Genomic DNA, 22964 nt, shown 5'->3' on the forward strand with positions numbered 1-22964 from the left:
CGGGCGCACCCCGTACCACCTGGGCGGATGCCCCCGTGCGGCCTGAGCCGGCCTCCGGGGCGCGGCTGCGCCCCGGTCCGGCGCCCCGGCGGCGCCGGGCGCCTCAGGCCGCGCCCGCCACCCGGATCTGGGCCTCGTGGCGCACCGGGAAGTTCACCGAGCGGGCGATGAAGCACGCCCGGTGCGCCCGCTCGTGCAGCTCGGTGGCGGCCGCCACCATGCCCTCCTCGGCGACGGTGACCACCGGGTGCAGCGTGACCTCGGTGAACTCCCCGGAGGAGTCGCGGTGGGTCACCATGGTCCCGGTCGCGGTGTCGGTGTAGTCCACCACGTTGACCCCCGCCGCCACCGACAGCGCCAGGTAGGACAGCATGTGGCACTCGCTGAGGGCGGCCACGAGCAGGTCCTCGGGGTTCCACCGCCGCGGGTCGCCCCTGAACGCGGCGTCGGCCGATCCGTGGATCACCGGCCGGCCCTCGGCGGTGACGTCGTGGGCGCGCTCGTAGGCGCGGTAGCCGGCGGTGCCCGACCCGGTGTTGCCGGTCCAGCGCACCGCGACCTCGTAGTGGTGGCTCTTGTCTCCCATGGCCCCGCCCTCCTGGTTCGCGCCCGCGCGGCGGCGGCCCGCGCCGCCGCCCGCTGCCATCCCGCGCTCTTGTCCCTCTGTCCTCCAGCCTGCCCGGCCGCGCCGCCGCGACCCACAGCGGGGTCCACGTGCGGCCGTTAACCTTGAGGCATGCCCGACTCCGCGCCGCACTGGCCCGCCCCCGTCGCCCGCACGCCCGTGGACGCCACGGTCACGCTGCCCGGCTCCAAGTCGATGACCAACCGCGCGCTGATCATCGCGGCGCTGTCGGAGACCCCCAGTATCGTGCGCCGCCCGCTGCGCAGCCGCGACACCGACCTCATGGCCGCCGCGCTGCGGGCCATGGGCATCGGTATCACCCCCGAGGGCGGGGACTGGGCCGTGGTGCCGGCCCCGCCGCGCGGCCCGGCCCGGGTCGACGTCGGCAACGCCGGAACGGTGATGCGCTTCGCCCCGCCGCTCGCCGCCCTGGCGGACGGCCCCGTGGAGTTCGACGGCGACCCCCGGGCGCGCGAACGCCCGGTCGGCCCGCTGCTGGCGGCGCTGCGCGCGCTGGGCGTTGACCTCGACGACGGCGGGCGCGGCGCGCTGCCGGTGACCGTGCGCGGCACCGGGTCGGTGCGCGGCGGCGCGGTCACCCTGGACGCCTCCGGGTCCTCCCAGTTCGTCTCGGCGCTGCTGCTGTCGGGCGCGCGCTTCGCGCAGGGTGTCGAGGTCCGCCACGACGGCCCGCCGGTGCCCTCACGCCCGCACCTGGACATGACCGTGGAGATGCTGCGCGCGGCGGGCGTGGCGGTCGACACCGCCGTCCCCGACGTCTGGCGGGTGGCGCCGGGCCCGGTGAAGGCCGCCGAGGTGGTGGTCGAGCCCGACCTCTCCAACGCCGCGCCGTTCCTGGCCGCCGCGCTGGTCACCGGCGGCCGCGTCACGGTGGCCGGGTGGCCCGAGCGCACCACCCAGCCCGGCGACGCGCTGCGCGACCTGTTCGCCCGCATGGGCGGCGAGGTCACCCGCACCGCCGAGGGCCTGACCCTGCGCGGCACCGGCGAGGTGCGCGGCATCACCGCCGACCTGCGCGAGGTCGGCGAACTCACCCCCACCGTGGCGGCCGTGGCGGCGCTGGCCTCCTCCCCCTCCCGGCTGACCGGGATCGCGCACCTGCGCCGGCACGAGACCGACCGCATCGCGGCCCTGGTCCGCGAGATCAACGCCCTGGGCGGCGACGCCGAGGAACTGCCCGACGGCCTGGTGGTGCGGCCGCGCCCGCTTCGCGGCGGGGTCTTCCACAGCTACGACGACCACCGGATGGCCACCTCCGGCGCGGTGATCGGCCTGGCGGTGCCCGGGGTGGAGGTGGAGAACATCGCCACGACCGCCAAGACCTTGCCCGACTTCCCCGGACTGTGGGCCGAGGTGGCGCGGTGAGCGGCGGGCGGCGCCCCCTGGACGAGGACGACGTCCGGATCCGGGCGCGCGGCGGCTCCCGCCCGCGCACCCGCACCCGCCCCAAGCACGAGGACGCCCGCGAGGGGTTCGTCACCGCCGTCGACCGGGGCCGCTACCGCTGCCTGGTCGCGGACCGCCCCGTCGTCGCGATGAAGGCGCGCGAACTGGGGCGCGGCAGCATCGTCGTGGGCGACCGCGTGGCCCTGGTGGGCGACCTGTCGGGCCGCCCCGACACCCTGGCCCGCGTGGTGCGGGTCGAGGAGCGCCGCTCGGTGCTGCGCCGCACCGCCGACGACACCGACCCCGTCGAGCGGGTGATCGTGGCCAACGCCGACCAACTGGTGATCGTGGCGGCGCTGGCCGACCCCGACCCCCAGCCGCGCTTCATCGACCGCTGCCTGGTGGCGGCCTTCGACGCCGGGCTGGCGCCCCTGCTGTGCCTGACCAAGGCCGACCTCGCCGGGCCTGAGGACCTGCTGCGCACCTACGCCGGCCTGGACGTCGCCCACGTGGTGACGCGCCGCGACCGCGGCCTCGACTCCCTCGCCGCCCGCCTGGCCGGGCGCACCAGCGTGCTCGTGGGGTCGTCGGGCGTGGGCAAGTCCACCCTGGTCAACCTGCTGGTGCCGGCCGCCGCGCGGGCCGTGGGCGACGTCAACCCGGTCACCGGGCGCGGCCGGCACACCTCCACCTCGGCGGTGGCGCTGCCCTTCGACGGCGGCTGGATCATCGACACCCCGGGCGTGCGCAGCTTCGGGCTGGCCCACATCAGCCCCGACGACGTGGTCGCCGGGTTCTCCGACCTCGCCGACGCGGTGGCCGCCTGCCCGCCGGGCTGCCCGCACACGGCGGGCGCGCCCGGCTGCGCGCTGGACGCCGGCGTGGCCGAAGGCGCCCTCGACCCCGACCGGGTGGCGTCGCTGCGCCGGCTGCTCAGCAGCCGCGAGTCCGGCGACGACCGCGCCTGACCCCCTCCGACCTGGCCGAATGCGGTCACGGGTGGATCACGGGGCGCGTGCGGCCGCTGGGGTACGTATATATTCCTGTGCCGCTGTTTCCGTTTTCCACCCCTTTGGACTTATTTCATGATCATCTGGCGCGGATGGGGCATTCTCGTCCTCCTGATCACCGGACTGTGCTGCGTGCCGGGCGGGCTCGTCACCGAGGCCGTGCTGGGCGCCGACCTGGCGCTCTTCGGCGTCTCGGGCGGCCTGGTGGTCGCAGGCGTGGCCGTCTTCTTCATCGGCCAGCGGCTCAACGCCCCCCGGCAGGGGTTCCACCCCCAGACCGGCCAGCCGGTCCTCTACCGCAACCAGCACACGTTCTTCTTCGTGCCCATGCAGTACTTCGCCTTCGTGCTGCTGGCGGTGAGCGTGGTCCTGCTCATCTCGACCCTGCTGGGCCTGGTCGTCTGATCCCCAGCTCGTCCAGGCGGTCCAGCATGTCGCCGGTGTCGCGGTAGACCCGGTAGGCGCCGGTGCGCTCCAGCTCGTCGCGGCCGTAGCCGCCCGAGAGCACGCCCACGCCCAGCGCGCCGGCGCGGCGGGCCGCCAGCAGGTCCCACACACTGTCGCCGACCACCATGGCGCCGCGCGGGTCCACGCCCAGGTGGGCGGCCGCGGCCAGGAACAGGTCGGGGTCGGGCTTGGCGTGGCGCACCTGGTCGCGCGTCACCATGGGGGTGTCCTCGGGCAGGCCCAGGATGCCCAGCGCGGTCCGCGCGGTCTCGGCCCGCCCGCTGGTGGCGATGGCCCACTTCACGCCCCGCTCGGTCAGCGCGGCCAGCAGCTCGGGCGCGCCGGGCAGCGGGCGCACCGACTCGTGCTGGCGCAGGTACTCCTCGGCGTGCAGCCGCTGGATGTCCTCGACCTCCTCGGGCGACAGCTCCAGCCCGGTCTCGCGCATGAGCGCCGACACGAACAGGCCGCCGCTCATGCCGATGCGGCGGTGGATGCGCCACACCGCGAGGTCGATGCCCATGGCCGCCAGGGCGGCGCGCCAGGCGATCACGTGCTGGTAGACGCTGTCCACCAGGGTGCCGTCGAGGTCGAACAGGAACGCGGGCGGCTCCGGGGCCGGGTACTGGATGGCGGTCGTCTCACTCACGCACCCACCCTCTCATCCGGTGCCCGCCGGCACCCGCGCGGGCGCACGGGGCGCCCGGCGCGCCCCGGGGACCGCCGGCGGGCCGGCCGCTCAGCCGCGGACGTGGCCGCAGACCGCCCCGATCATGCTGTGCACCGCCAACTCCACCCGCCGCGCCGCCTGGTCGGGGTCGGTGGGCAGCAGCACGTAGGACAGGATCAGCCGCAGCGCGACCTCGGCCACCGCCTCGGCGTCGGCGCGCCCGATCTGCGGCAGCCGCTCCAGCAGGCAGTCGGTCATGCGCGAGCCCAGCTCCACGTGCAGCGGCTCGGCGCGGGTGGTCAGCACCGGCAGCAGCTCGGAGTCGCCGGTGATGACCGCGCCCAGCAGCGGGTTCTCCGCCGAGGCGGTCAGCGCCCACCGCGCCGACTCCGCCACCGCGTGCGCGGGGTGCTCGCCGCTGCCGGTGAGGATGCGCTCGACGGTGTCGAGGAACTGCCCGGCCTCGCGCACCACCACCGCCTGGAGCAGGCCCTCCTTGCTGCCGAACTCGTTGTAGAGGGTCTGGCGGGACACCCCCGCGGCGGCGGCGATGTCGGCCATGCGCATCCGCGCCCACCGCCCGGCGACGACCTCGACGTAGGCGGCGTCCAGCAGCCGGGTCCGCGTGGCGGAGCCCTCCGGCGGCGGAGTCGGCCGCCCCTTCGCGTGGGTCATGCGGTCATACTGTCACGGTAGGCGCGCCGGCTCGCGCCCTTCCCGCCCGTTGACCGGGCGGACCGGCGGGGGGCGCCCCCGCCCGCACCGGCCCTTGGAAAGGTAGCGTTAGCCGCCATGGCGTCCTATGACGATGATCTGCGTCTGGCCCACGTCCTCGCCGACGCGGCCGACGACATCTCCCTCCGGCACTTCCGCGCGCTCGACCTCAAGGTCGACACCAAACCCGACCTCACGCCCGTCACCGAGGCCGACCGGTCGGTCGAGGAGACGCTGCGCGGCGTGCTCTCCCGCGCCCGGCCGCGCGACGCCGTGATCGGCGAGGAGTACGGCAAGACCGGCGTCAGCCACCGGGTGTGGGTCCTGGATCCCATCGACGGCACCAAGAACTACGTGCGGGGCGTGCCGGTGTGGGCGACCCTGATCGCGCTGCTCGAAGGCGACCGCCCCGTCATGGGCGTGGTGTCGGCGCCGGCGCTGACGCGCCGCTGGTGGGCGTCGCTGGGCGGGGGCACCTGGACCGGCCGCAGCCTGACCAAGGCCACGCGCTGCCGGGTCTCGGGCGTCTCGGCGCTGGAGGACGCCTCCCTGTCGTTCTCCGAGCTGTCGGAGTGGGAGGCCCAGCAGCGGCTGGACACCTTCCTCAACCTCACCCGGTCGGTGTGGCGCACCCGAGCCTACGGCGACTTCTGGTCGCACGTGATGGTGGCCGAGGGCGCGGTCGACATCTCCGCCGAGCCCGAACTGTCGCTGTGGGACGCCGCGCCGCTGTCGGTGATCCTGGAGGAGGCCGGCGGGCGCGCCACCGACCTGCGCGGGCAGGCGTTCGCCGACGGCGGTGCGCTGGTGTGCACCAACGGCGTCCTGCACGACCAGGTGCTGACCTGGCTCAACGGCGGCCCCACCCCCGGCGGCGGCCCGGCTCCGCTGCGCCTGACCTAGCCCCTCCGGGCAGCCCGATCCCGGCCCGCGCCCGGCCTGGTGGACGGGCCGGCGGGGTGGGCGATACCGGCCCGAACGGGCGCGAACGCGTAGTAGTCTGCCGCTCGTGCCCCAACACCTCCCTCCTGTGTTCTCCCGTCGTGTCCTGCTTCCCGTGGCCCTGGCCGGCTGCCTGGCGCTCAGCGCGTGCGGCTCCGAGCCGGGTCCCAGCATGGAGGAGCTGGAGACGATGATCGCCCCCAGCAGCGGCTCCTCCGGCCCGGCCGCCGACCCCTCGGCACTGGCCGAGCTGCGCTTCAACGCCGAGACCATGGCCTGCGAGCCGCGGCTGAGCGGCGACGCCCCCGGCGCGTGGGAGACCTCGGCGCCGCGCGAGAAGGCCGACACGGGCGCCGAGATCGGCGTGCGCGACACCGAGGGCGGCGGCGAGGTCGCCGTGACCGCCCGGGTCACCGGCCCCGACGACCAGGCGTACGAGGCCCCCGCCACCGCCTCGGGCACCGACTGGGTGCGGATCACCTTCCCCGGCGACTTCCCGGAGCCGCCGGAGTCGGCGCCCGGCGGCGTGTACACGGTCGTGTGGACCACCGAGGACGGCGCGTTCATCGCCTGCGACGGGTTCCGGCTGAAGTAGCGGCCGGCGCCGCCGCGCCCGCGCGGCGCGGCGGCGCGCCCGGCCCCCGCCGATCCCCGCGAACCGCCGGGCGCGGCGAAAGGAGTGGGCTGCGGACGGGCCGCGCAAAGGCGGGCGGAAAACGCGCGGCGGCCACGGGGGAATACGCGGCCGGGGCGCGGGAAACATGGGAAGCACCGCACCGGGTGTGGGCCAGAACACGGCGCGAATAAACACGTGCCCGACAAAACAAGTGGCCCGGCGCTCAGATGAGCGCCGGGCCACTTTTCGCTGGTAGCGGGGACAGGATTTGAACCTGCGACCTCTGGGTTATGAGCCCAGCGAGCTACCGAACTGCTCCACCCCGCGTCGGTGTGTCTTTACTTTATCGCTTTCGCGCCGCACCACCAAATCGATTACCGATGGCCCCGCCGCGCGACGTGAAGCGGCCCGGACCGAGTGATCCGGGCCGCTTCGACGTGGTAGCGGGGACAGGATTTGAACCTGCGACCTCTGGGTTATGAGCCCAGCGAGCTACCGAACTGCTCCACCCCGCGTTGCGATGTCTTCACACTATCGTTTCCGCACGCCAACGCCAAATCGAAAACCCGGCGGCCGGACGGGGAAGGACTCCCCGTCCGGCCGCCGGGCCGCGTCCGGCGCCGGTCACTCCTGGTTGGCGGCGTCCTCGGCTCGCTCCAGCGCCTCGGCGAGGCGGTCGTTGGCCTCGTCGTAGGCGGTGAAGTCGCCGTCCTGGAGCGCCTCCTGGCCTTCCTCGTACGCCTGCGAGGCGTCCTCCAGGGCCGCGGCGAGGTCGCCGCCGCCTCCCCCGCCGTCGCCCTCGCCGGTGTCGCCGTCGCCGGGCGGCGGCTCCTCCTCCAGCGGGCCGCCCTCCTCGAAGAGGTTGTTCAGCGCCTCCTGGAGGTTGTTGCCGATGGCCACCTGCTCGCCGAAGCCCACCATGACCTTCTGGAGCAGCGGGTAGGAGGTCTGGCTGCCCTCGGCCTGGACGTACAGCGGCTCGACGTAGAGCAGGCCGTCGGCGAAGGGCAGGGTGAGCAGGTTGCCGTAGATGATCCGCGACTGGTCGCTCTGCTGGAGCGGCAGCAGCTCGTCGCGGATCGCGTCGTCGGCGGCGAACTGCGCCTGCACCTGCCCCGGACCCATGACCACGGTGTCCTGCGGCAGGCTCAGGATGCGCAGCGACCCGTAGTCCTCGGAGGTGGCGTCGCTGTTGACCGACAGGAATCCGGCGAGGTTCTCGCGGCCCCGGGGCACGAACGTCGAGGTCACCGAGAACGCGGGCTCCTCCTGGCCGGGGAACCCGATGGTCTGCCGGTAGGGCGGCTCGGGGCTGGCGCTCTCGCCCTCGGCAGTGGGGTCGGAGGGGACGTTCCAGAAGTCCTGGCCGCCGTAGAAGGCGTCGGGGTCGGTGACGTGGTAGCGCCGCAGCATCTCGCGCTGCACCTTGACGAGGTCGTCGGGGTAGCGCAGGTGCGACATCAGCTCGTCGTCGATCTCGTCGCGGTCGGTGATGACCCCCGGGAACGCGTTGGACCAGGTCTGGAGGACGGGGTCCTCCTCGTCCCAGCCGTAGAGGGTCACCGTGCCGTCGTAGGCGTCGACCGTGGCCTTGACCGAGTTGCGGATGTAGTTCACCTGGTGGCCCGGCAGCGCGTTGACGGTGTCGGTGCTCTGGGTGAACGTGTCCTCGGTGGCGTCGGCGAGGTCGATCCGCTCGGAGTAGGGGTACATGTTGGAGGTGGTGTAGGCGTCCACGATCCACAGCACCCGGCCGTCGACGATCGCCGGGTAGGGCTTGCCGTCGGCGGTCAGGAACGGCGCCACCTGCTCCACGCGGTCGGCGGGGTCGCGCTCGTAGATGATCTGCGACTCCGAGGTGATGGCGTTGTTCAGCAGGATGTCGGGCTCCTGGTAGCGCAGCGCGTACAGGATCCGCACGAAGAAGTTGCTGAGCTGGACGCCGCCCTCGCCGTCGTAGCGGTTGGTGGCCTGGCTGCTCTCGGGGTCGCCGGCTCCGCCGCCGCCCTCCTGCTCGGCCGCCGGGGACTCCTCGGCGCCCTCGGTGGCGCCGCCCTCGGGCGACTCCTGCGGGGACTCCTCGGCTCCGCCGCCCTGGTCGCCCTCGGTGTCGGCCTGGGCCGGGGCGTTGGCGTTGTCGGGCGAGGGGTCGCCCTCGGGGGTGCCGGCGTCCTCGGTGGTGGGGACGTCCTCACCGCCGCCGCCCAGCGGGTAGTCGTACTCGGGCTCGGCGTTGACGATCACGTACTCGGCGCCCTCGCGGCCGAAGTAGATGCGCGGCTCGTATTCGCCGACGACGTCGCTCAGCTCGCCCTCGGGCGGGATGTTGTACTCGGTGAAGACCGGGCGGCCCTGGTCGTCGACCTGGTTGCCGGCCGCCGCCACGATGCCGAACCCGTGGGTGTAGACGGTGTGGCGGGTCAGCCAGTTGTCCTGGTCGGAGGGCGGGCCCTCCAGCTCGCGGGCGGCGATGATGGTGTCGACGCTGTTGCCCTCGGAGTCGGTGTAGCGGTCGACGTCCAGCACCTCGGGGAACCGGTAGAAGCCGCGGACCTGCTGCATCTGCTGGAAGGTCTGGGAGACCACCGAGGGGTCGATCAGCCGCACGCTGGGGATGGTCGCGGCCTCGGCCGACAGCTCCTCGGGCGTCAGCTCGGTCTGGGCGTCGTAGTCGATGACCTCGGCGTTGTCGATGCCGTAGGCGGCGCGGGTGGCCTCGATGGTGCGCTCGATGAACGGCCGCTCGGCGCGCTGCTCGTTCGGGCTGACCTGGAACTGCTGGACGATGGCGGGGTAGATGCCGCCGATCAGGATGGCCGACAGCACCAGGAGGCCCAGGCTGGCCACCGGCATCATCACGTTGCGCACGTAGATGTTGGCGAAGAACAGCAGGGCGCAGACGACCGAGATCACCGCCAGGATGACCACGGCGTAGAGCACCGCGTTGACGTCGGTGTAGGAGGCGCCGAAGGTGTAGCCGCGGTCGGAGAACACCAGGCCGTACTGGTCCAGCCAGTAGGCGGCGGCCCGCAGCAGCACGAAGACGCCCAGCAGCACCGACAGGTGCACCCGCGCGGCCGGGGTGGCGCGCTGGCCCTGGCTCTGGAGCCGCACCCCGCCGTAGAGGTAGTGCACGACCACCGCGGCGATGAACGCCAGCACCACGGCGGCGAAGGCGTAGGCCAGCAGCACCCGCAGGAACGGGTAGACGAAGGTGTAGAACGAGATGTCGCGCTCGAACTGGGGGTCGGCGACCCCGAACTGCTGGCTGTTGGCGAACTGGAGGTAGGTGCCCCACTCACCGCTGGCCGAGGCCCCGGTCAGCAGCGCCAGGCCCGCCACGATCACCCAGAAGAACACCTTGCGGCGCGGGTCGACGGACATCCGGTAGCGGGCCAGGCCCTGCTGCTCGGGGCTCAGCGGCGGCGCCAGGGGGCGCGTGCGGTAGGCGACGTACATGCTCACGCCCACGGCCACGCCCATGAGCACCGCGCCGACGGCGAACAGCAGCGCGCGGGTGCGCAGTTCGGTGAGGTAGACGGACGTGTACCCGACGGAGTCGAACCACAGGTAGTCGGTCCAGAAGTTCGCGGCGGTCAGCAGTCCCGCGGCGATGACGACCACGGCCACCGCGACAGGCGCGAGCAACCGAGATCGTCGAGGCATACGCGCAGACGGTGCGCCGGGCGATCGGAAGGTCACGCCTCCCCCTCTTGATTGGCACGTTGAGTGGCACTGCGTTCGGACACCGCGTCCGCACGCGGACGAGATGTCCCTGGTATCGGCAACTTATTGGGCGGGTCCGGGGTTCCCGAAGCCGCCCGCCGAAGCGATGACAACATGACATCAACCGGGATTCGGCCCCGCATCGGACGCGCTGGTGTCCGACTTTACTCCTGGGGAACCGCTGGTTCCGGTCGGTTCCGCTTCGGCGCTGCGCCACCATGGAGGGGTGCCTTTCAACATTCGCGACGCCGTCATGGAGCTGGAGCGCCACGCCGCCGGGCAGGGCTGGGACCAGCCGATCCGCGTCTACGCGCTGGTGGCCACCACCGTCCTGCTGGAGCGCGAGCCCGCGCTGGCCGAGATGCTGGGGCTGAGCGGGGCGGTCGACGCCGACGACCTCACCCCGGTGGAGCAGGAGCCGCTGCCGCCCGACATCCCGCTGGAGGAGGCGCTGGGCCGCATGGCCTGGCCCGAGGCGGTCACCGGGTGCGCGCTGGTGATGGAGCGCCTGGTGCTGAAGGGCTCCGACGTCACCCTGGAGCCGCCGCGCGGCGCCGACGCCGCGCAGTGGGCGGGCGCGCAGGAGGGCGCCGAGGAGATCCGCATGGTCGCGGGGGTGCTGCGCGACGGCAGCCGCCACTCGGCGCTGCGGATGCGCAGCCACGACTCCGACGACCAGGTGCTCAACGGCCAGGACCTGGTGCCGGCGCTGACGTCGGCGCTGGCGCTGACCCTGGAGGACGACGAGTAGAGGACGAGTAGCCGCCGAGGCGGGCGTTCGGCGCGCACCGGGCGCGTTCGCCGCGCCGGCGCCGTCCGCGCCCGCCTCGTGCGGGGCGCCGGCCGCCGTCCGCACATTTCTCGCCTGGGCGCCGGCCCGCCCGCGCGGCGCCGCCGGGCCTACTGCGGTGTGCAGCGCGGCAGGTCGTCCAGGTTCTCGCCGGAGCGGATGGTCTCCAGCGCCGCGACCGCCTCGCCCAGGTCGGCCACCCGCACGACCTCGATGTCGCCGGTGGCGGCGGAGTCGAAGGTCTGGGCGCAACTGTCCTCGGCCACCAGGAAGTACTCCGCGCCCAGCCGCTCGGCGCTGACCATCTTCTGCGCCACGCCGCTGACGCCGCCGACCTCGCCCTCGGGGGTGATGGTGCCGGTGCCGGCGATGTCGTGGCCGCCGGTCAGGCCCTCCCGGCTGAGGCGGTCCATGATCCCCAGGGCGAACATCATGCCCGCGCTGGGTCCGCCGATCTCGCCGACGCTGATGTCGACGTCGATGGGGAAGTCCATCCGGTCGGCGATGAGCACCCCGATGACGGGGTCGCCCTCCTCGTTCTCGGTGGTCTCCAGCTCGGTGCGCACCGTCTCGCCGTCGCGCCGCAGGACCAGCCGCACGGGGTCGCCGGGCTCGCGGTCGCCGACCAGCTCCACGGCCTCGTCCTTGTCGCCGACCGGCTCGCCGTCGACCTCGGTGATGACGTCGCCCTCGCGCAGCTCGCCGTGGGCCGGCATGTCCTCTACCACCCGCGCCACGTAGGCGCGGGTCTCGTAGTCCACGCCGAGTTCGTTGAGCGCCGCCGCCGTGGCGTTCATCTGGGAGTCGTTCATCTCCAGGGTCTGGGACTCCGAGATCTCCTCGACGGTCTGGTCCGGCGGGAACAGCGCCTCCTGGGGCAGCACGGCCTGGCTGGGCGACAGCCAGGCGCCCAGCACCGTGAACAGGTCCATGCGGGTGCCCGGTCCGCCGGCGTACTGCACGGTGACCATGGACAGCTCGCCCTCGTGCTCGTAGCTGCGGGTGCCGTCGATCTGGATGACCTGCTCGCCGCCGTCGGACTCCCCCAGGGTGTCCAGCGCGACGCCCGGGGAGGCCACGAGGTAGGGCACGGGGAGGAAGGCCCCCGCGACACCGAAGCCGACCAGCAGCACGACCGCGGCGATCAGGGTCATAGCACGACGGAACATGCTGCACAGCCTAAAGGTGCCCGGTGGGGACCGGCCTCACCACCCGCCCGCGGCCGGCCGGCCGCGGGCGGCATCGGCCGACACCGCCCGGCACCGCCCGGCCCCGCCCTGGTGCGGCTACTCGGCGCCCACCCACTCGGCGCCGCCGTCGGAGAACTCCTGGTGCTTCCAAATGGGGACCTCGGCCTTGATGTCGTCGATGAGGCGGCGGCAGGCCGCGAACGCCTCGTCGCGGTGGCCGGCCGCGGCGGCGACCACCACCGCGGTGTCGCCGATGCGGAGTTCGCCGACGCGGTGCAGCGCCGCGACCCGGCACACCGGGCGGCTGTGGCCGGCGGTGTCGGCGACGACCTTCTCCATCACGCGCCGCATCTCCGACTCGGCGCTGGGATGGGCGGAGTAGGACAGCCGCACCACGTCGCGGCCGTGGTCGTGGTCGCGGACGGTCCCGACGAAGAACGCCGTGCCGCCCGCGCGGGGGTCGCCCACCGCCGAGACGACCTCGTCGATGGAGAGGGGGGTTTCGCGCAGTCCTACCAGGGTGATTGCATCCACGGTTTCGACCGTATCAACCCGGCTCGTCCCCGCGAGGGCCGTGCGGGGCCGGTGTCGGCCGCACCCGCGCGGCCCGGCGGGCGGGCCGACCCGCCCGCCGGGCCGGGCGGCGGTGCCGGGCCCGGTCAGCGGGAGCGGCGTTTGCGCAGGTGGTGGACTGCGGCGGCGGTGCCGATGGCGGCGGCCGCCGCCCCGGCCGCGCCGGCGGCGGTGATGGTGACCTCCTTGCGGCCCACGTGGCGCCCCACGAGCGCGGCCTTGCCGCCGCGCGCCTCCAGCAGCGCCCGCAGCGCCGCCTCGTTGTCGTAGGAGGGCCGCCAGCCGGCCTCGCGCAGGGTGGTGCAGTCGACCACGCACGGGTAGACCAGGAACTTCATCTCCTGGGCCGTGGCCGGGGTGAACCCGACCTGGTGCAGCCGGTGCGTGGCGCCGAAGACCACGTTGGCGGGCAGCTCGAACCGGCGCAGCCCGGCGATCTCCTCGGCCGCGCGCTGGGGCAGGGCGCCCTCGCAGCCCACCGCCAGCGCGCCGCCCTTGCCCTCCACGCCGTTGACGACGACGAACGCCAGCGCGTCGGCGAGGTCCTCGACGTGGCAGAACTGCCAGCTCTGCTCGTGGCCGCGCACCGTCAGCAGCCGGGGCGCGGCGAAGTGCCGGGTGAGCGCGGTGTCCAGGTCGGGGCCCACCAGGGGCGCCGGGCGCACCACGGTGACCGACAGGCCGGGGTGGGCGCGGCGGGCGCGCTGGGCGAGGTCCTCGATCTCCACGAGGTCGCCGACCAGCCCGGCGCCGGTCTCGGTGCCGACCTCGGAGTCCTCGGGCATGGGCACCGGGTTGGCGGGGCCGGCGCCGTGGACGGCGGTGCCGGTGACCAGCACCGCGCGGGGCACGCGCAGCGCGGCGGCGGCGGTGAGCACGGTCTGGGCGGCGCGGATGTTGCCGGCCCGCCGCTTCGTGCCGGGGACCTCCAGGGAGCGGTCCACGTCGGTGTGCACCAGCACGTCGACGCCGGCCAGGCACTGCGCGAGCGCGGGGCTGCGGACGTCGGCGGTGCGCCAGGTGAGGCCCGGTGCCGCCGGGGCGCCGCCGCCGTCCTCGGCCGCCGGCCGCCCGGTGATGGCGACGATTTCCCGGACCCGCCCGGAACCCATTGCCGTGACCAGGCGTTCCACCAGCAAGCGGCCGACGCCCCAGTCAGCGCCGGTGACCGCCACCACGGGTGCGCCGTGACTGGTGGTGTGCTGTGGGCGAACCTGGCTGTTTTCGGTATTCACTCCGGGCGGCTCCCAGCTAACGTGACAGTGGAGACAAACCTAATCCTGCCTGAGGTCTAATCGTGAGCGACCTTCCCTTTGGTTTCAGCATGCCGAACGATCCCGACGACGAGTCCGGGCGCCGGTCGGGCGACTCCGGCCCGGGTGCCGGCAGCGGCGGCCCAGGCGGTGGCGTCCCGGGTGGCGGCCTCCCGGGCGGCGGCGACCCCGGAATGCCGGGCGGGTTCCCCTTCGGGGACCCCCAGCAGATGGCGCAGATGCTGCGCCAGTTCGCCGACATGATGGCCGCCCAGTCCGCGCCCTCGGGGCAGCAGCCCCAGGCGGGCTCGGTCAACTGGGACATGGCCAAGAACATCGCCCGCCACACCGTCTCCCAGAAGGGCGATTCCAGCGTCGGCGCGCACGACTACGCCAAGGTGCAGGAGGCGCTGCGGCTGGCCGACCTGTGGGCCAACGAGGCCACGGCCCTGCCCTCGGGCGTGCACACCATGCAGGCGTGGAGCCGCGCGGAGTGGGTCGAGAAGACCATGCCCACCTGGTCGCGGCTGTGCGCGCCGCTGACCGCGCGGCTCGTGGAGTCCATGGGCCAGAACCTGCCCGGCGAGGTCCAGTCGATGGCCGGGCCGCTGGTGGGCATGGTCCGCCAGATGGGCGGCATGCTGGTGGGCCAGCAGGCGGGCCAGGCCATCGGCGAGCTGGCCGGCGAGGTCGTGGGCTCCACCGACGTCGGGGTGCCGCTGGCCGGCGAGGGCACGGCGGCGCTGCTGCCCGACGGCGTGCGCGCCTTCGGCGAGGGCCTGAGCATCCCCCAGGACGAGATCCGGCTGTACCTGGCGGCGCGCGAGGTCGCGCTGCACCGCCTCTTCGGGCACGTGCCGTGGCTGCGCGCGCACGTCTTCAGCCTGGTCGAGGAGTACGCCAACGGCATGTCCTTCGACATGAGCGCGCTGGAGGAGCGGCTGGGCCAGGTCGACCTCGGCAACCCCGAAGCGCTCCAGGAGGCGCTGGCGGGCGCCGACGGCGAGGGCCTGTTCCAGCCGCAGGACACCCCGCAGCAGAAGGCGTCGCTGGCGCGGCTGGAGACCACGCTGGCGCTGGTGGAGGGCTGGCTGTCGGTCGTCGTGGACGACTCCGTCAGCGGCCGGCTGCCCCACGCGGCCTCGCTGGCCGAGGCCATCCGGCGCCGCCGCGCCACGGGCGGCCCGGCCGAGCACACCTTCGCCACGCTGGTGGGCCTGGAGTTGCGGCCCCGCCGCCTGCGTGAGGCGGCGGCGCTGTGGCGTGCGCTGACCGACGCGCGCGGCGTCCAGGGCCGCGACGCCGTGTGGGAGCACCCCGACCTCATGCCCTCCAGCGACGACCTCGACAACCCCGAGCCGTTCGTGCGGGGCCGCGCCGAGGGCGAAGGCGACGACCTCGACATCAGCCGGTTCACAGAGGCGGCGGAGGCAGCGGAGGAGGCCGCCGGGGGCGCCGAGGGCACCGGTGGAACTGAGGGTGCGGCGGGCACCGGGCAGGCCGGGGCCGAGAGCGGCGGCAGCGGCGAGGCCGACGGCGACGGCGGCGAGGACGGTCCCGAGCGCGGCAAGGGCTCCGGTCCAGGCGGCCCGGGGGCCGCGTGAGCCTGACCGCGCTGCACGACGACGCCCGCGCGGTCCTGTCCTCCTGGCAGGCGCCCGACCCCGCCCAGGAGCGGCTGCGCCGCGCCTACCTGGACCACCTGGACCGCCACCCCGACGCCATGTCGCGCGGCTGCCTGGCCGGGCACCTCACCGCCAGCGCCGCGATCGTCGACCCCGACGGCACGCGGGCGGTGCTCACCCTGCACCGCAAGATCGGCAAGTGGCTCCAGACCGGCGGCCACTGCGAGGAGGGCGACTCCTCGCTGGGCGCCGCCGCCCTGCGCGAGGCCGCCGAGGAGTCCGGGATCACCGGGCTGCGCCTGCTGCCGGGTCCGGTGCGGCTGGACCGGCACTGGGTGGGCTGCGGCGGCGGCACCTGGCATCTGGACGTGCAGTACGCGGCCGTCGCCCTGGCGGGCGACGCCCCGTTGGCACTGGACGCCGAGGAGTCCGCCGACCTCGGCTGGTTCCCCGTGGAGGCCGTACCCGACCCCAGCGACGACGCCTGCCGCACCCTGATCCGCGCAGCGGCCCACGCGGCCCGCGCCGCCCGGACCTGATCTGACCTGCCCCCGCTGTCCCCGCTCGCGACCGCCGGGTCGCCGAGCGGGCAGCCGGGGCCGGCCGGTGGCCCGGGCCGCCTGCCATCGTGGCCGCGCGTGGTCGATGTCGGCGACGGAGCACCGATGGCGGCCGGTGGCGCGTGCGAGCGGTCACCGCCCTGCCGTGCGGTGGTCGGTGTGGGCGACGAGGGCGGCAACGGCAGCGGACGTCCCGGGCGGGCGCACACCGGGCCGCACGCCCGAACCCCCACCCGCCCTCGCCGCCCCTGTGGCCACCCCCATCACCGGCACGAGGACCGATGATCGCGGCCGAAGCCCGCACCTCAGCTCCTCAACTGCCGCCCATCCCGGCGTCGTCGGCCGGGTGGAGGTCGGCCGCCGGGCGGCCGTGGGCAGCGAGGTCCGCGCTCTCGTCGGGGTGCAGGTCCTCGACGTCGTCGTCCAGTTCGGCGGCCTCGGGGCCGCCGGGGTCGGTGCGCGCGGCGGCGCTCACGCCCTCCAGGTAGCCCCGGGCGCGTTCGGCCTTGGGGTAGCGGTGCACGAGTTCCCAGAACTCCGCGCCGTGGTGCGGGATGAGCAGGTGCACGAGTTCGTGGACGAGGACGTAGTCGACCACCCACGCGGGCATTCCGGCCAGCCGCTTGGACAGCCGGATCGACCGGTTCTCAGGAGTGCAGGAGCCCCACCGGGCCCGCTGGTTGTCGACCCAGCGCACGGTCGCCGGGCGGGCGCGGCCATCGAGGTAGCGGTCGGCGAGGTCGCGGGCGCGGGCGTGCAGGGCGTCGTCGTCGGGGCGGCGGCGCTCCTCGCGTGCCTCCAACCGCTCCAGCATGCGGTCCACCCAGCGCTGCTCCTCAGCGCGGGAGAACGTCGCGGGAACGAGGACCACCGTTTTGTCGCCGTCGCGGTAGGCGGACACGGTCCGCCTGCGGCGGGAGCTTCGGCGTACCTCGATCTTGGTGTTCGGAGGCACGAATTCACGTTAGCCCAAGGTTGACAACCGTCACAGGGCGGCGGTGCCGCTTTTTCATGCGAACGCACCGTTTTCCGCCATTCCGCAGGGCCCGGAAGACCCGGCCGTTTAGCGCAATCCGCATTGACCTGGGGCGCGCTTCAGCCAAACCGCATGGCCGGATCCGGCCATGCCGAAAAGGCGGCGGGGCCGCCTCGTCGAGGCGGCCCCGCGGTGGCGGTGGGCGTGGCGTGGACTCAGGGTGCGGCCCCCGCCCACCAGGGTCGGCTCAAGCCGTCAACACAGGCGTGACCGCGCGAGTTCCATGAGGGCGCGTTCGGCCCGCTCGCGCTCGCGGCGCTCGGCGCGGACCTGCCGGGCCGTGAGGCGGTGGCGCTGGCGGTCGCGGTCGTGGTCGACGGTCCGCTGCAAGCGGACGAGTTCGTAGAGCAGCATTTTCGGCGGTGTCCTTTTCAGCAAAGTCGTGCGGTGAGTGGTTTGGGCGGTGGGGACGAGGGCGTGGCGTGCGACCGGGGTCAGGCCGCGACGGGCTCGGCGTCCTTGCGGGGCCGGCCGCGGGGCCGCTTGCGGGGCACGACCTTGCCGGCGACGAGCAGCTGCCCACCCCAGACACCCCAGGGCTCCCGGCGCTCCAGCGCATCGGCCAGGCACTGCTCGCGGACCGGGCAGTCCTGGCAGATGGCCTTGGCCGCCTCGACGTCCGCCGGGGCCTCGGCGAAGAAGAGGTCGGGCTCGGTACGGCACAGGATCTCGGCGTCCCCGAAGGTCGAAGTCTCCAGGACCGACGCAAGCATCGGTGTCCTCCCTGATCAAAGATGGTCTCGAACGCGGTTGGCGACTACATCTGCCGGATCGGTGATCCGGCGGTGGGGCCAAGACCTGCGAAGCGATCCCGGGAGTACCGCCCCTGGAGGGGGTTCTCCGGTGAGATCAAAATGGCCGCGGCCCCGATGTGGGGTCCGCGGCCACGGGAAGACACCCGGCCGTTTCGTTAAGCCGGAATGCCCCGTGGACACTCCCCCACGACGCCCTTGGGGCGCGGGGTTCCTGCTGCGAACTGGGTTTCCAGTCGGCTGATATCCGCCGTGCGGGCGAAGTGGGCATACGTGGCCCCTTGACCGCCGGCTGCCTGGGTCTGGATGAGGCTCCGCAGAGCACCTCCCAGCACGCCGGACTGCCGCGACTCACCGCACATGGCGCCCATGCGAACGGCGGTGCCCCAGCGCATGCCAGAGAACTCGCCGGACACGGCGATCAAACCGAGCTTGGAGTTAACGATCATTTGATGAGACACCTCCTTCACAGTCGGGCCGTGGACTTCCGTCCGAGGCCGGCGCGGGCGCTGATGGGACAAGAGTAGAGGGGGCTCCGAAGAACGGGCAACTTATTTTTGACCTGCGATGACGCTGTGGGGCGGCCGGATGCGGCCGTGGGCGGGCGGAACCGGGCGCGGCCGCGCGGCGTCCGCCCGCGCGGGTCTCAGGAGCCGGCCGGGCGGTCCTCGACCACCCGCAGCAGGCCCTCCTGCACCACCGAGCACACGAGTTCGCCCTGGCGGGTGAACACCAGACCGCGCGCGAGCCCCCGCGCGCCGCCGGCGCTGGGGGTCTCCTGGGCGTACAGCAGCCACTCGTCGGCGCGGAAGGGGCGGTGGAACCACATGGCGTGGTCGAGGCTGGCCATGGACAGCCCGGCGAACGAGCGGCCGTGGCGCAGCAGCACGGTGTCGAGCAGGGTCATGTCCGAGGCGTAGGTCATCAGGCACACGTGCAGCATGGGGTCGTCGGGCAGGGTGCCCTTGACCTTGAGCCACACCAGGTTGCGGGTGGTGCGCAGGCCGGGGTCGCGTTCGACCTCGAAGGACAGCGGGCCGACCGGCCGCAGCTCGATGGGGTGCCAGCTCGCGAAGCGCGGGACCTTGCCGAAGGCGGTGTAGAGGCGGTCGCGCATGGAGGGGAGGTCGTCGGGCGCGGGCGCCTCGGGCATGTCGACCTGGTGTGCGAGGCCGGGCTCGCTCTTGTGGAAGGACGCCGACAGGGTGAAGATCGCCTTGCCGTGCTGGATGGCGGTGACCCGGCGGGTGGTGAACGAGCGGCCGTCGCGCACGCGGTCGACGTCGTAGACGATCGGCACGGCGGGGTCGCCGGGCCGGATGAAGTAGGCGTGCAGGGAGTGGACGTGGCGCTCCTCGGGCACGGTGCGCCCGGCCGCCACCAGCGCCTGCCCGGCGACCTGCCCGCCGAACACCCGCTGGGGGCCGCCGTCGGGGCTGCGCCCGCGGAAGATGTTGTCCTCGATGCGTTCGAGGTCGAGGATGCCCAGCAGGCCGTCGACGGTCTGGGCCCGCACCGCTTGGTCGGCGGCCGGGTCAGTCGGTCTGCCGCTGTGCTGATCCGCCATCGGGGTGTTCCTCTCCGTCGTCGGCCGGCTCCCGGCCCGCGCACAGGGCCAGCACCGCCTCACCGTAGCGTTCGAGCTTGACGGCCCCCACGCCGGATATGCGGGAGAGCTGGGCGAGGTCGTCGGGCACGTGTTCGGCGATGGCCTGGAGCGTGGAGTCGGTGAAGATCACGTAGGCGGGGACCTTCTGCTTCTCGGCGGAGGCGCGCCGCCAGGTCTTCAGCCGCTCCAGCAGGGCTTCGTCGTAGTCGGCGGGGCAGTCCAGGCAGCGGGCGAGCTTGCGTTCGGCGGCGTCGGTCAGGGTGGTGCCGCAGATGCGGCAGCGCACCACCCGGGACTGGCGGCGGGAGTCGCGCCGGGAGGACGCCAGCGAGGGCGAGGCCGGGCGCAGGCCGTCGAGGAAGCGGGAGGGCTTGCGTGACTTGCGCCCGCCCGGCGACCGGGCCAGCGCCCACGACAGCGACAGGTGCTCGCGGGCGCGGGTGACGCCGACGTAGAACAGCCGACGCTCCTCCTCGACCTGCTCGGGGGACTCGGCGAAGACGATCGGCATCAGCCCCTCGGTGAGGCCGACGAGGAACACGGCGTCCCATTCGAGGCCCTTGGCGGAGTGCAGCGAGGCCAGGGTGACGCCTTCGTACTCGGGGGCGTGCTCGGTGGCGACGCGGGCGTCGAGTTCGTTGACGAAGTCGGCCATGGTGGCGCCGGGGCGGGCGGCGGCGACGTCCTCGGCAAGCTGGGCGAGCGCGGCCAGGGACTCCCACCGCTCGCGGGCCTGGCGGCCCTCGGGCGGCTGGGGGGTGAGCCCCAGCGGGCCGAGGATGTGGTGGACGGTGCGGGCGAGGGGGTCGTCGCCGGGGTCCTGGCGGGCGCCGCGCAAAGTGTGCACGGCCTGCTTGATCTCCTGGCGCTCGAAGAACCGGGTGGCGCCGCGCACGGTGTAGGACACCCCGGCGTCGGACAGCGCCTGCTCGTAGGCGGCGGACTGGGCGTTGGTGCGGAACAGCACCGCGATCTCGCGGGCGGGCACGCCGGAGTCGATGAGGGCGGCGATGCGGCGGGCCACCGAGGTGGCCTCGGCGGGTTCGTCGTCGTACTCGGTGTAGACGGGGTCGGGGCCGTCGGGGCGCTGGGCGACGAGTTCGAGGCGGTGCTCGGCGGCGGGGCCGCGGGCGTGGCGCAGGGCGCCGTTGGCCACGCGCACCACCTGGGGGGTGGAGCGGTAGTCGCGGACCAGGCGCACCACGGTGGCGTGGGGGTAGGCGGCGGAGAACCCGGTGAGGTAGCTGGGGGTGGCGCCGGCGAAGGAGTAGATGGTCTGGTTGGGGTCGCCCACCACGCAGAGGTCGTCGCGGTCGCCCAGCCAGGCGTCGAGCAGGAGCTTCTGGAGCGGGTTGACGTCCTGGAACTCGTCCACGACGAAGTAGCGGTACTGGTCGCGGACGCGGTCGGCGATCTGGGGGTGCTCGATGATGATGCCGGCGGTGAGTTCGAGCAGGGACTCGAAGTCGAGAAGGTTGCGGTCGCGGCACTGCTCCTCGTACGCCTCGTAGACGCGGGCGACGTCGTGGGCGGGCATGGGCGCGGTGCGGCCGGCCTTGCCGATGGCGGCCTCGTAGTCGGCGGGGCGGACCTGGGTGGCCTTGGACCACTCGATCTCGCCGGCGAGGTCGCGCAGGCCGGTGCGGTCGAGTTGGAGCCCGCAGGAGTGCGCGGCGCGGGCGACCTCCTGGATCTTGCTGTCGATGAGGGTGGGCATGGGGCCGCCGATGGCCTGGGGCCAGAAGTAGGAGAGCTGGCGCACGGCGGCGGAGTGGAAGGTGCGGGCCTGGACCCGGGGGGCGCCCAGCGCGCGCAGCCGGCCGCGCATCTCGCCGGCGGCGCGGACGGTGAAGGTGACGGCCAGGACCTGCTGCTCGGCGACGACCCCGCTGTGCACGGCGTGGGCGATGCGGTGGGTGATGGCGCGGGTCTTGCCGGTTCCGGCCCCGGCGAGGATGCACACGGGGCCCCGCAGGGCACGGGCGGCCTCCAACTGCTCGGGGTCGAGCCCGTCGAGGATGCGGTCCGGGTCCATGCTGGTCGCTCCCTTCCGCCGTGGGCCCCGCGCGCGGGGGCGGCTGGGTGTGGTGGGTGTCCTGCCGGCTCCGTCAACCACCGGGCTCTCGCCGGTACGCGTCGGCCGCGCCGATCTCAGCCGACCGCTCAAGTCTCTCAAGTATCAGGCGGCGCGCGTGCCGGAGCGAAGCGGTCCGGGCCGACTGTGGACAACGTGTCGCGCGGGTCCCGACCGGCCTAAACTGGCTCTTTCTGGGCGAATTCCGGCACACCCGCCGCGCTCGTCCGGTTTTTCCCGGAACCGGGATTGCGTTCGGCACGTCCCACAGGCTGACATGAAGCGGTACCAGGGGAAGCACCCAACCCTCGGCCGTGTTGGACTAGGGCAGTGTTGTCGGTTCCCACGTGTTGGATACGGGGGTGCGGGACACCCGGTTCCCCCGCGGTCGAAGGAGAGGGCTGCCATGACCACTCAGGCCAACGGGCAGATCACCATGTACACCACCCCCTGGTGCGGCTTCTGCAAGCGGTTGAAGAGTCAGCTCGCGCGTGAGGGCATCGCCGTCAACGAGGTCGACATCGAACAGGACCCCGCTGCGGCCGATTACGTCATGCGTGTGAACGGCGGCAACCAGACCGTACCGACCGTCCTGTTCGCCGACGGTACGGCCATGACCAACCCGTCGCTGGCTCAGGTCAAGGAGAAGTTGGTGGCGTCGTCCTCGTGACCGCGTGGCACCGGGCCACCCAGAGTCACACCGAGTGACACCGCCGCCGCCCGCCGGGCGGCGCGGCGCCCTGAGCGGGGGAGTATGGAAGTGGGGAATGACGTGACGTCGAAGAGCACGGCGAACGACACCGATACCGCGTTCGGCGTTATCCAGCGCACCTCCACAGGCTGGCGCGTGCACAGCGGCGAGGAGCTTCCAGACCTGCTCAACGCCATGGTGCTGGCCGACCTGCTGGCCGCCGAGGAGCGGCCGCGCGCGTCCGCCCCGCCCGCTCCCCCGCGCGCCGAGGCCGACTCCTCCGACGAGGAGCGGCTGCGGCTGACCGTCGCCCAACTCCAGCACGCGCTGCACACCCGCGTGGTGGTCGAGCAGGCCATCGGCGTGCTGGCCGAGCGCCGCCGGCTGACGCCGCGCAAGGCGTTCGAGCTGCTGCGGTCGGCCTCGCGCTCGCGCGGGCGCAAGGTCGCCGACATGGCCCGCGAGGTCGTGGCGAGCTGCACCAACCCGCTGACCGTGCTGCCCGGCGAACTCGCCGGCGACGGCGCGGTGGCGCAGGCCGCACCACCCCGGCGGCGCTGACCCCCCTCGGTCGGGCACGGGCCGCCGGGCGCCGCGCCCGGCCGAGGCGCCGGGGTTCGGGGGCGGGGGCCGCGCTCGGGCATGCCCGCCCGG

General features: G+C 73.7%; 23 protein-coding genes and 2 tRNA genes. 10 read left to right on the plus strand and 15 right to left on the minus strand.

The annotated features are described in order from the left end of the window. Positions 1–103 precede the first annotated feature (103 nt). Positions 104–586: an OsmC family protein gene (locus LG943_RS01140; protein WP_270070239.1), complete on the minus strand. Its 483-nt coding sequence runs from the start codon at positions 584–586 to the stop codon at positions 104–106. A gap of 150 nt (positions 587–736) precedes the next feature. On the opposite strand from LG943_RS01140, the gene aroA reads away from it, so the two are divergent. The 3 genes from aroA to LG943_RS01155 all read left to right on the plus strand — a co-directional run bounded on the left by aroA (position 737) and on the right by LG943_RS01155 (position 3447). Beyond that, positions 737–2011 carry a 3-phosphoshikimate 1-carboxyvinyltransferase gene (gene aroA / locus LG943_RS01145; protein WP_270070240.1) on the plus strand — a complete coding sequence of 425 codons (1275 nt, stop codon included), beginning with the start codon at positions 737–739 and terminating at the stop codon, positions 2009–2011. Continuing rightward, complete coding sequence (gene rsgA / locus LG943_RS01150) at positions 2008–3000, plus strand: ribosome small subunit-dependent GTPase A (protein WP_270070241.1); 993 nt, start codon at positions 2008–2010, stop codon at positions 2998–3000. Before aroA ends, rsgA begins: the two co-directional genes overlap by 4 nt. Before the next feature lie 117 nt (positions 3001–3117). Further along, on the plus strand, positions 3118–3447 hold the full coding sequence (locus tag LG943_RS01155) for a hypothetical protein (protein ID WP_270070242.1): 330 nt from the start codon (positions 3118–3120) through the stop codon (positions 3445–3447). Here LG943_RS01155 and LG943_RS01160 read toward each other — a convergent pair. Together LG943_RS01160 and LG943_RS01165 are read right to left on the minus strand one after the other, a co-directional pair. After that, positions 3416–4138, minus strand: coding sequence for an HAD family hydrolase (locus tag LG943_RS01160; protein ID WP_270070243.1), 723 nt, complete (start codon positions 4136–4138; stop codon positions 3416–3418). The two genes, LG943_RS01155 and LG943_RS01160, sit on opposite strands and share 32 nt — an antisense overlap. Positions 4139–4228: 90 nt before the next feature. Continuing rightward, positions 4229–4834 carry a TetR/AcrR family transcriptional regulator gene (locus LG943_RS01165; protein ID WP_270070244.1) on the minus strand — a complete coding sequence of 202 codons (606 nt, stop codon included), beginning with the start codon at positions 4832–4834 and terminating at the stop codon, positions 4229–4231. A gap of 117 nt (positions 4835–4951) precedes the next feature. On the opposite strand from LG943_RS01165, the gene hisN reads away from it, so the two are divergent. Together hisN and LG943_RS01175 are read left to right on the plus strand one after the other, a co-directional pair. Continuing rightward, positions 4952–5776 carry a histidinol-phosphatase gene (gene hisN, locus LG943_RS01170; protein WP_270070245.1) on the plus strand — a complete coding sequence of 275 codons (825 nt, stop codon included), beginning with the start codon at positions 4952–4954 and terminating at the stop codon, positions 5774–5776. 106 nt (positions 5777–5882) lie between these two features. Next, positions 5883–6410 carry a hypothetical protein gene (locus LG943_RS01175; protein ID WP_270070246.1) on the plus strand — a complete coding sequence of 176 codons (528 nt, stop codon included), beginning with the start codon at positions 5883–5885 and terminating at the stop codon, positions 6408–6410. 271 nt (positions 6411–6681) lie between these two features. On the opposite strand, the gene LG943_RS01180 is transcribed toward LG943_RS01175, so the two are convergent. From LG943_RS01180 to LG943_RS01190, 3 genes are all read right to left on the minus strand, one after another. Next, positions 6682–6758, minus strand: a tRNA-Met gene (locus tag LG943_RS01180). A 111-nt stretch (positions 6759–6869) separates the two neighbouring features. Continuing rightward, positions 6870–6946, minus strand: a tRNA-Met gene (locus LG943_RS01185). 109 nt (positions 6947–7055) lie between these two features. After that, positions 7056–10097: a UPF0182 family protein gene (locus LG943_RS01190; protein ID WP_270070247.1), complete on the minus strand. Its 3042-nt coding sequence runs from the start codon at positions 10095–10097 to the stop codon at positions 7056–7058. Between the two features lie 286 nt (positions 10098–10383). Between LG943_RS01190 and LG943_RS01195 the strand changes: the two genes are divergently transcribed. Then, a complete protein-coding gene (locus tag LG943_RS01195) occupies positions 10384–10908 on the plus strand; it encodes a PPA1309 family protein (protein WP_270070248.1) in 525 nt (174 codons plus the stop codon). Positions 10909–11057: 149 nt separating this feature from the next. Here LG943_RS01195 and LG943_RS01200 read toward each other — a convergent pair whose 3' ends face one another. The 3 genes from LG943_RS01200 to LG943_RS01210 form a co-directional block, all read right to left on the minus strand. Beyond that, the gene (locus tag LG943_RS01200) at positions 11058–12116 is read right to left on the minus strand and encodes a YlbL family protein (protein ID WP_270070249.1); all 1059 of its coding nucleotides are present in this window, start codon (positions 12114–12116) and stop codon (positions 11058–11060) included. A gap of 117 nt (positions 12117–12233) precedes the next feature. Next, positions 12234–12671, minus strand: a complete 438-nt coding sequence (locus LG943_RS01205) for a molybdenum cofactor biosynthesis protein MoaE (protein WP_179769181.1) — start codon at positions 12669–12671, stop codon at positions 12234–12236. 125 nt (positions 12672–12796) lie between these two features. Then, positions 12797–13888 carry an NAD-dependent epimerase/dehydratase family protein gene (locus LG943_RS01210; protein WP_270070250.1) on the minus strand — a complete coding sequence of 364 codons (1092 nt, stop codon included), beginning with the start codon at positions 13886–13888 and terminating at the stop codon, positions 12797–12799. Between the two features lie 146 nt (positions 13889–14034). Between LG943_RS01210 and LG943_RS01215 the strand changes: the two genes are divergently transcribed. Both LG943_RS01215 and LG943_RS01220 read left to right on the plus strand, forming a co-directional pair. After that, positions 14035–15567 carry a zinc-dependent metalloprotease gene (locus tag LG943_RS01215; RefSeq protein WP_270070251.1) on the plus strand — a complete coding sequence of 511 codons (1533 nt, stop codon included), beginning with the start codon at positions 14035–14037 and terminating at the stop codon, positions 15565–15567. 2 nt (positions 15568–15569) lie between these two features. Then, positions 15570–16127 carry an NUDIX domain-containing protein gene (locus tag LG943_RS01220; protein ID WP_270070326.1) on the plus strand — a complete coding sequence of 186 codons (558 nt, stop codon included), beginning with the start codon at positions 15570–15572 and terminating at the stop codon, positions 16125–16127. Positions 16128–16461: 334 nt separating this feature from the next. On the opposite strand, the gene LG943_RS01225 is transcribed toward LG943_RS01220, so the two are convergent. The 6 genes from LG943_RS01225 to LG943_RS01250 all read right to left on the minus strand — a co-directional run bounded on the left by LG943_RS01225 (position 16462) and on the right by LG943_RS01250 (position 21580). Further along, positions 16462–17103, minus strand: coding sequence for a M48 metallopeptidase family protein (locus LG943_RS01225; protein ID WP_270070252.1), 642 nt, complete (start codon positions 17101–17103; stop codon positions 16462–16464). A gap of 276 nt (positions 17104–17379) precedes the next feature. After that, positions 17380–17538: a hypothetical protein gene (locus LG943_RS01230; protein WP_270070253.1), complete on the minus strand. Its 159-nt coding sequence runs from the start codon at positions 17536–17538 to the stop codon at positions 17380–17382. Positions 17539–17618: 80 nt separating this feature from the next. Beyond that, entirely contained in the window at positions 17619–17897 is a 279-nt protein-coding gene (locus LG943_RS01235; protein WP_270070254.1) for a WhiB family transcriptional regulator, read from the minus strand. Between the two features lie 197 nt (positions 17898–18094). Beyond that, positions 18095–18385, minus strand: a complete 291-nt coding sequence (locus LG943_RS01240) for a hypothetical protein (RefSeq protein WP_270070255.1) — start codon at positions 18383–18385, stop codon at positions 18095–18097. Positions 18386–18582: 197 nt separating this feature from the next. Continuing rightward, positions 18583–19503 (minus strand): acyl-CoA thioesterase II, encoded by a 921-nt coding sequence (gene tesB / locus LG943_RS01245; protein ID WP_270070256.1) that lies wholly within the window; start codon positions 19501–19503, stop codon positions 18583–18585. Continuing rightward, positions 19472–21580 (minus strand): ATP-dependent DNA helicase UvrD2, encoded by a 2109-nt coding sequence (locus LG943_RS01250; RefSeq protein ID WP_270070257.1) that lies wholly within the window; start codon positions 21578–21580, stop codon positions 19472–19474. Before LG943_RS01250 ends, tesB begins: the two co-directional genes overlap by 32 nt. Before the next feature lie 445 nt (positions 21581–22025). Between LG943_RS01250 and LG943_RS01255 the strand changes: the two genes are divergently transcribed. Together LG943_RS01255 and LG943_RS01260 are read left to right on the plus strand one after the other, a co-directional pair. Further along, positions 22026–22289, plus strand: a complete 264-nt coding sequence (locus tag LG943_RS01255) for a mycoredoxin (RefSeq protein WP_179769173.1) — start codon at positions 22026–22028, stop codon at positions 22287–22289. An 84-nt stretch (positions 22290–22373) separates the two neighbouring features. Further along, positions 22374–22871 carry an ANTAR domain-containing protein gene (locus LG943_RS01260; protein WP_408648523.1) on the plus strand — a complete coding sequence of 166 codons (498 nt, stop codon included), beginning with the start codon at positions 22374–22376 and terminating at the stop codon, positions 22869–22871. The last annotated feature ends 93 nt before the right edge of the window (positions 22872–22964 follow it).

It is taken from the genome of Streptomonospora mangrovi (assembly GCF_027604915.1).
In the GTDB taxonomy this organism is placed as follows: Bacteria; Actinomycetota; Actinomycetes; order Streptosporangiales; family Streptosporangiaceae; genus Streptomonospora; species Streptomonospora mangrovi.

Excerpts from the sequence above, each read along its gene's own strand:
- LG943_RS01140 (WP_270070239.1), bottom strand. The coding sequence starts at position 586 with ATGGGAGACAAGAGCCACCACTACGAGGTCGCGGTGCGCTGGACCGGC.
- aroA (WP_270070240.1), top strand. The coding sequence starts at position 737 with ATGCCCGACTCCGCGCCGCACTGGCCCGCCCCCGTCGCCCGCACGCCC.
- LG943_RS01155 (WP_270070242.1), top strand. The coding sequence starts at position 3,118 with ATGATCATCTGGCGCGGATGGGGCATTCTCGTCCTCCTGATCACCGGA.
- LG943_RS01165 (WP_270070244.1), bottom strand. The coding sequence starts at position 4,834 with ATGACCCACGCGAAGGGGCGGCCGACTCCGCCGCCGGAGGGCTCCGCC.
- hisN (WP_270070245.1), top strand. The coding sequence starts at position 4,952 with ATGGCGTCCTATGACGATGATCTGCGTCTGGCCCACGTCCTCGCCGAC.
- LG943_RS01190 (WP_270070247.1), bottom strand. The coding sequence starts at position 10,097 with ATGCCTCGACGATCTCGGTTGCTCGCGCCTGTCGCGGTGGCCGTGGTC.
- LG943_RS01200 (WP_270070249.1), bottom strand. The coding sequence starts at position 12,116 with ATGTTCCGTCGTGCTATGACCCTGATCGCCGCGGTCGTGCTGCTGGTC.
- LG943_RS01215 (WP_270070251.1), top strand. The coding sequence starts at position 14,035 with ATGCCGAACGATCCCGACGACGAGTCCGGGCGCCGGTCGGGCGACTCC.
- LG943_RS01230 (WP_270070253.1), bottom strand. The coding sequence starts at position 17,538 with ATGCTGCTCTACGAACTCGTCCGCTTGCAGCGGACCGTCGACCACGAC.
- LG943_RS01235 (WP_270070254.1), bottom strand. The coding sequence starts at position 17,897 with ATGCTTGCGTCGGTCCTGGAGACTTCGACCTTCGGGGACGCCGAGATC.
- LG943_RS01240 (WP_270070255.1), bottom strand. The coding sequence starts at position 18,385 with ATGATCGTTAACTCCAAGCTCGGTTTGATCGCCGTGTCCGGCGAGTTC.
- tesB (WP_270070256.1), bottom strand. The coding sequence starts at position 19,503 with ATGGCGGATCAGCACAGCGGCAGACCGACTGACCCGGCCGCCGACCAA.
- LG943_RS01250 (WP_270070257.1), bottom strand. The coding sequence starts at position 21,580 with ATGGACCCGGACCGCATCCTCGACGGGCTCGACCCCGAGCAGTTGGAG.
- LG943_RS01255 (WP_179769173.1), top strand. The coding sequence starts at position 22,026 with ATGACCACTCAGGCCAACGGGCAGATCACCATGTACACCACCCCCTGG.
- LG943_RS01260 (WP_408648523.1), top strand. The coding sequence starts at position 22,374 with ATGGAAGTGGGGAATGACGTGACGTCGAAGAGCACGGCGAACGACACC.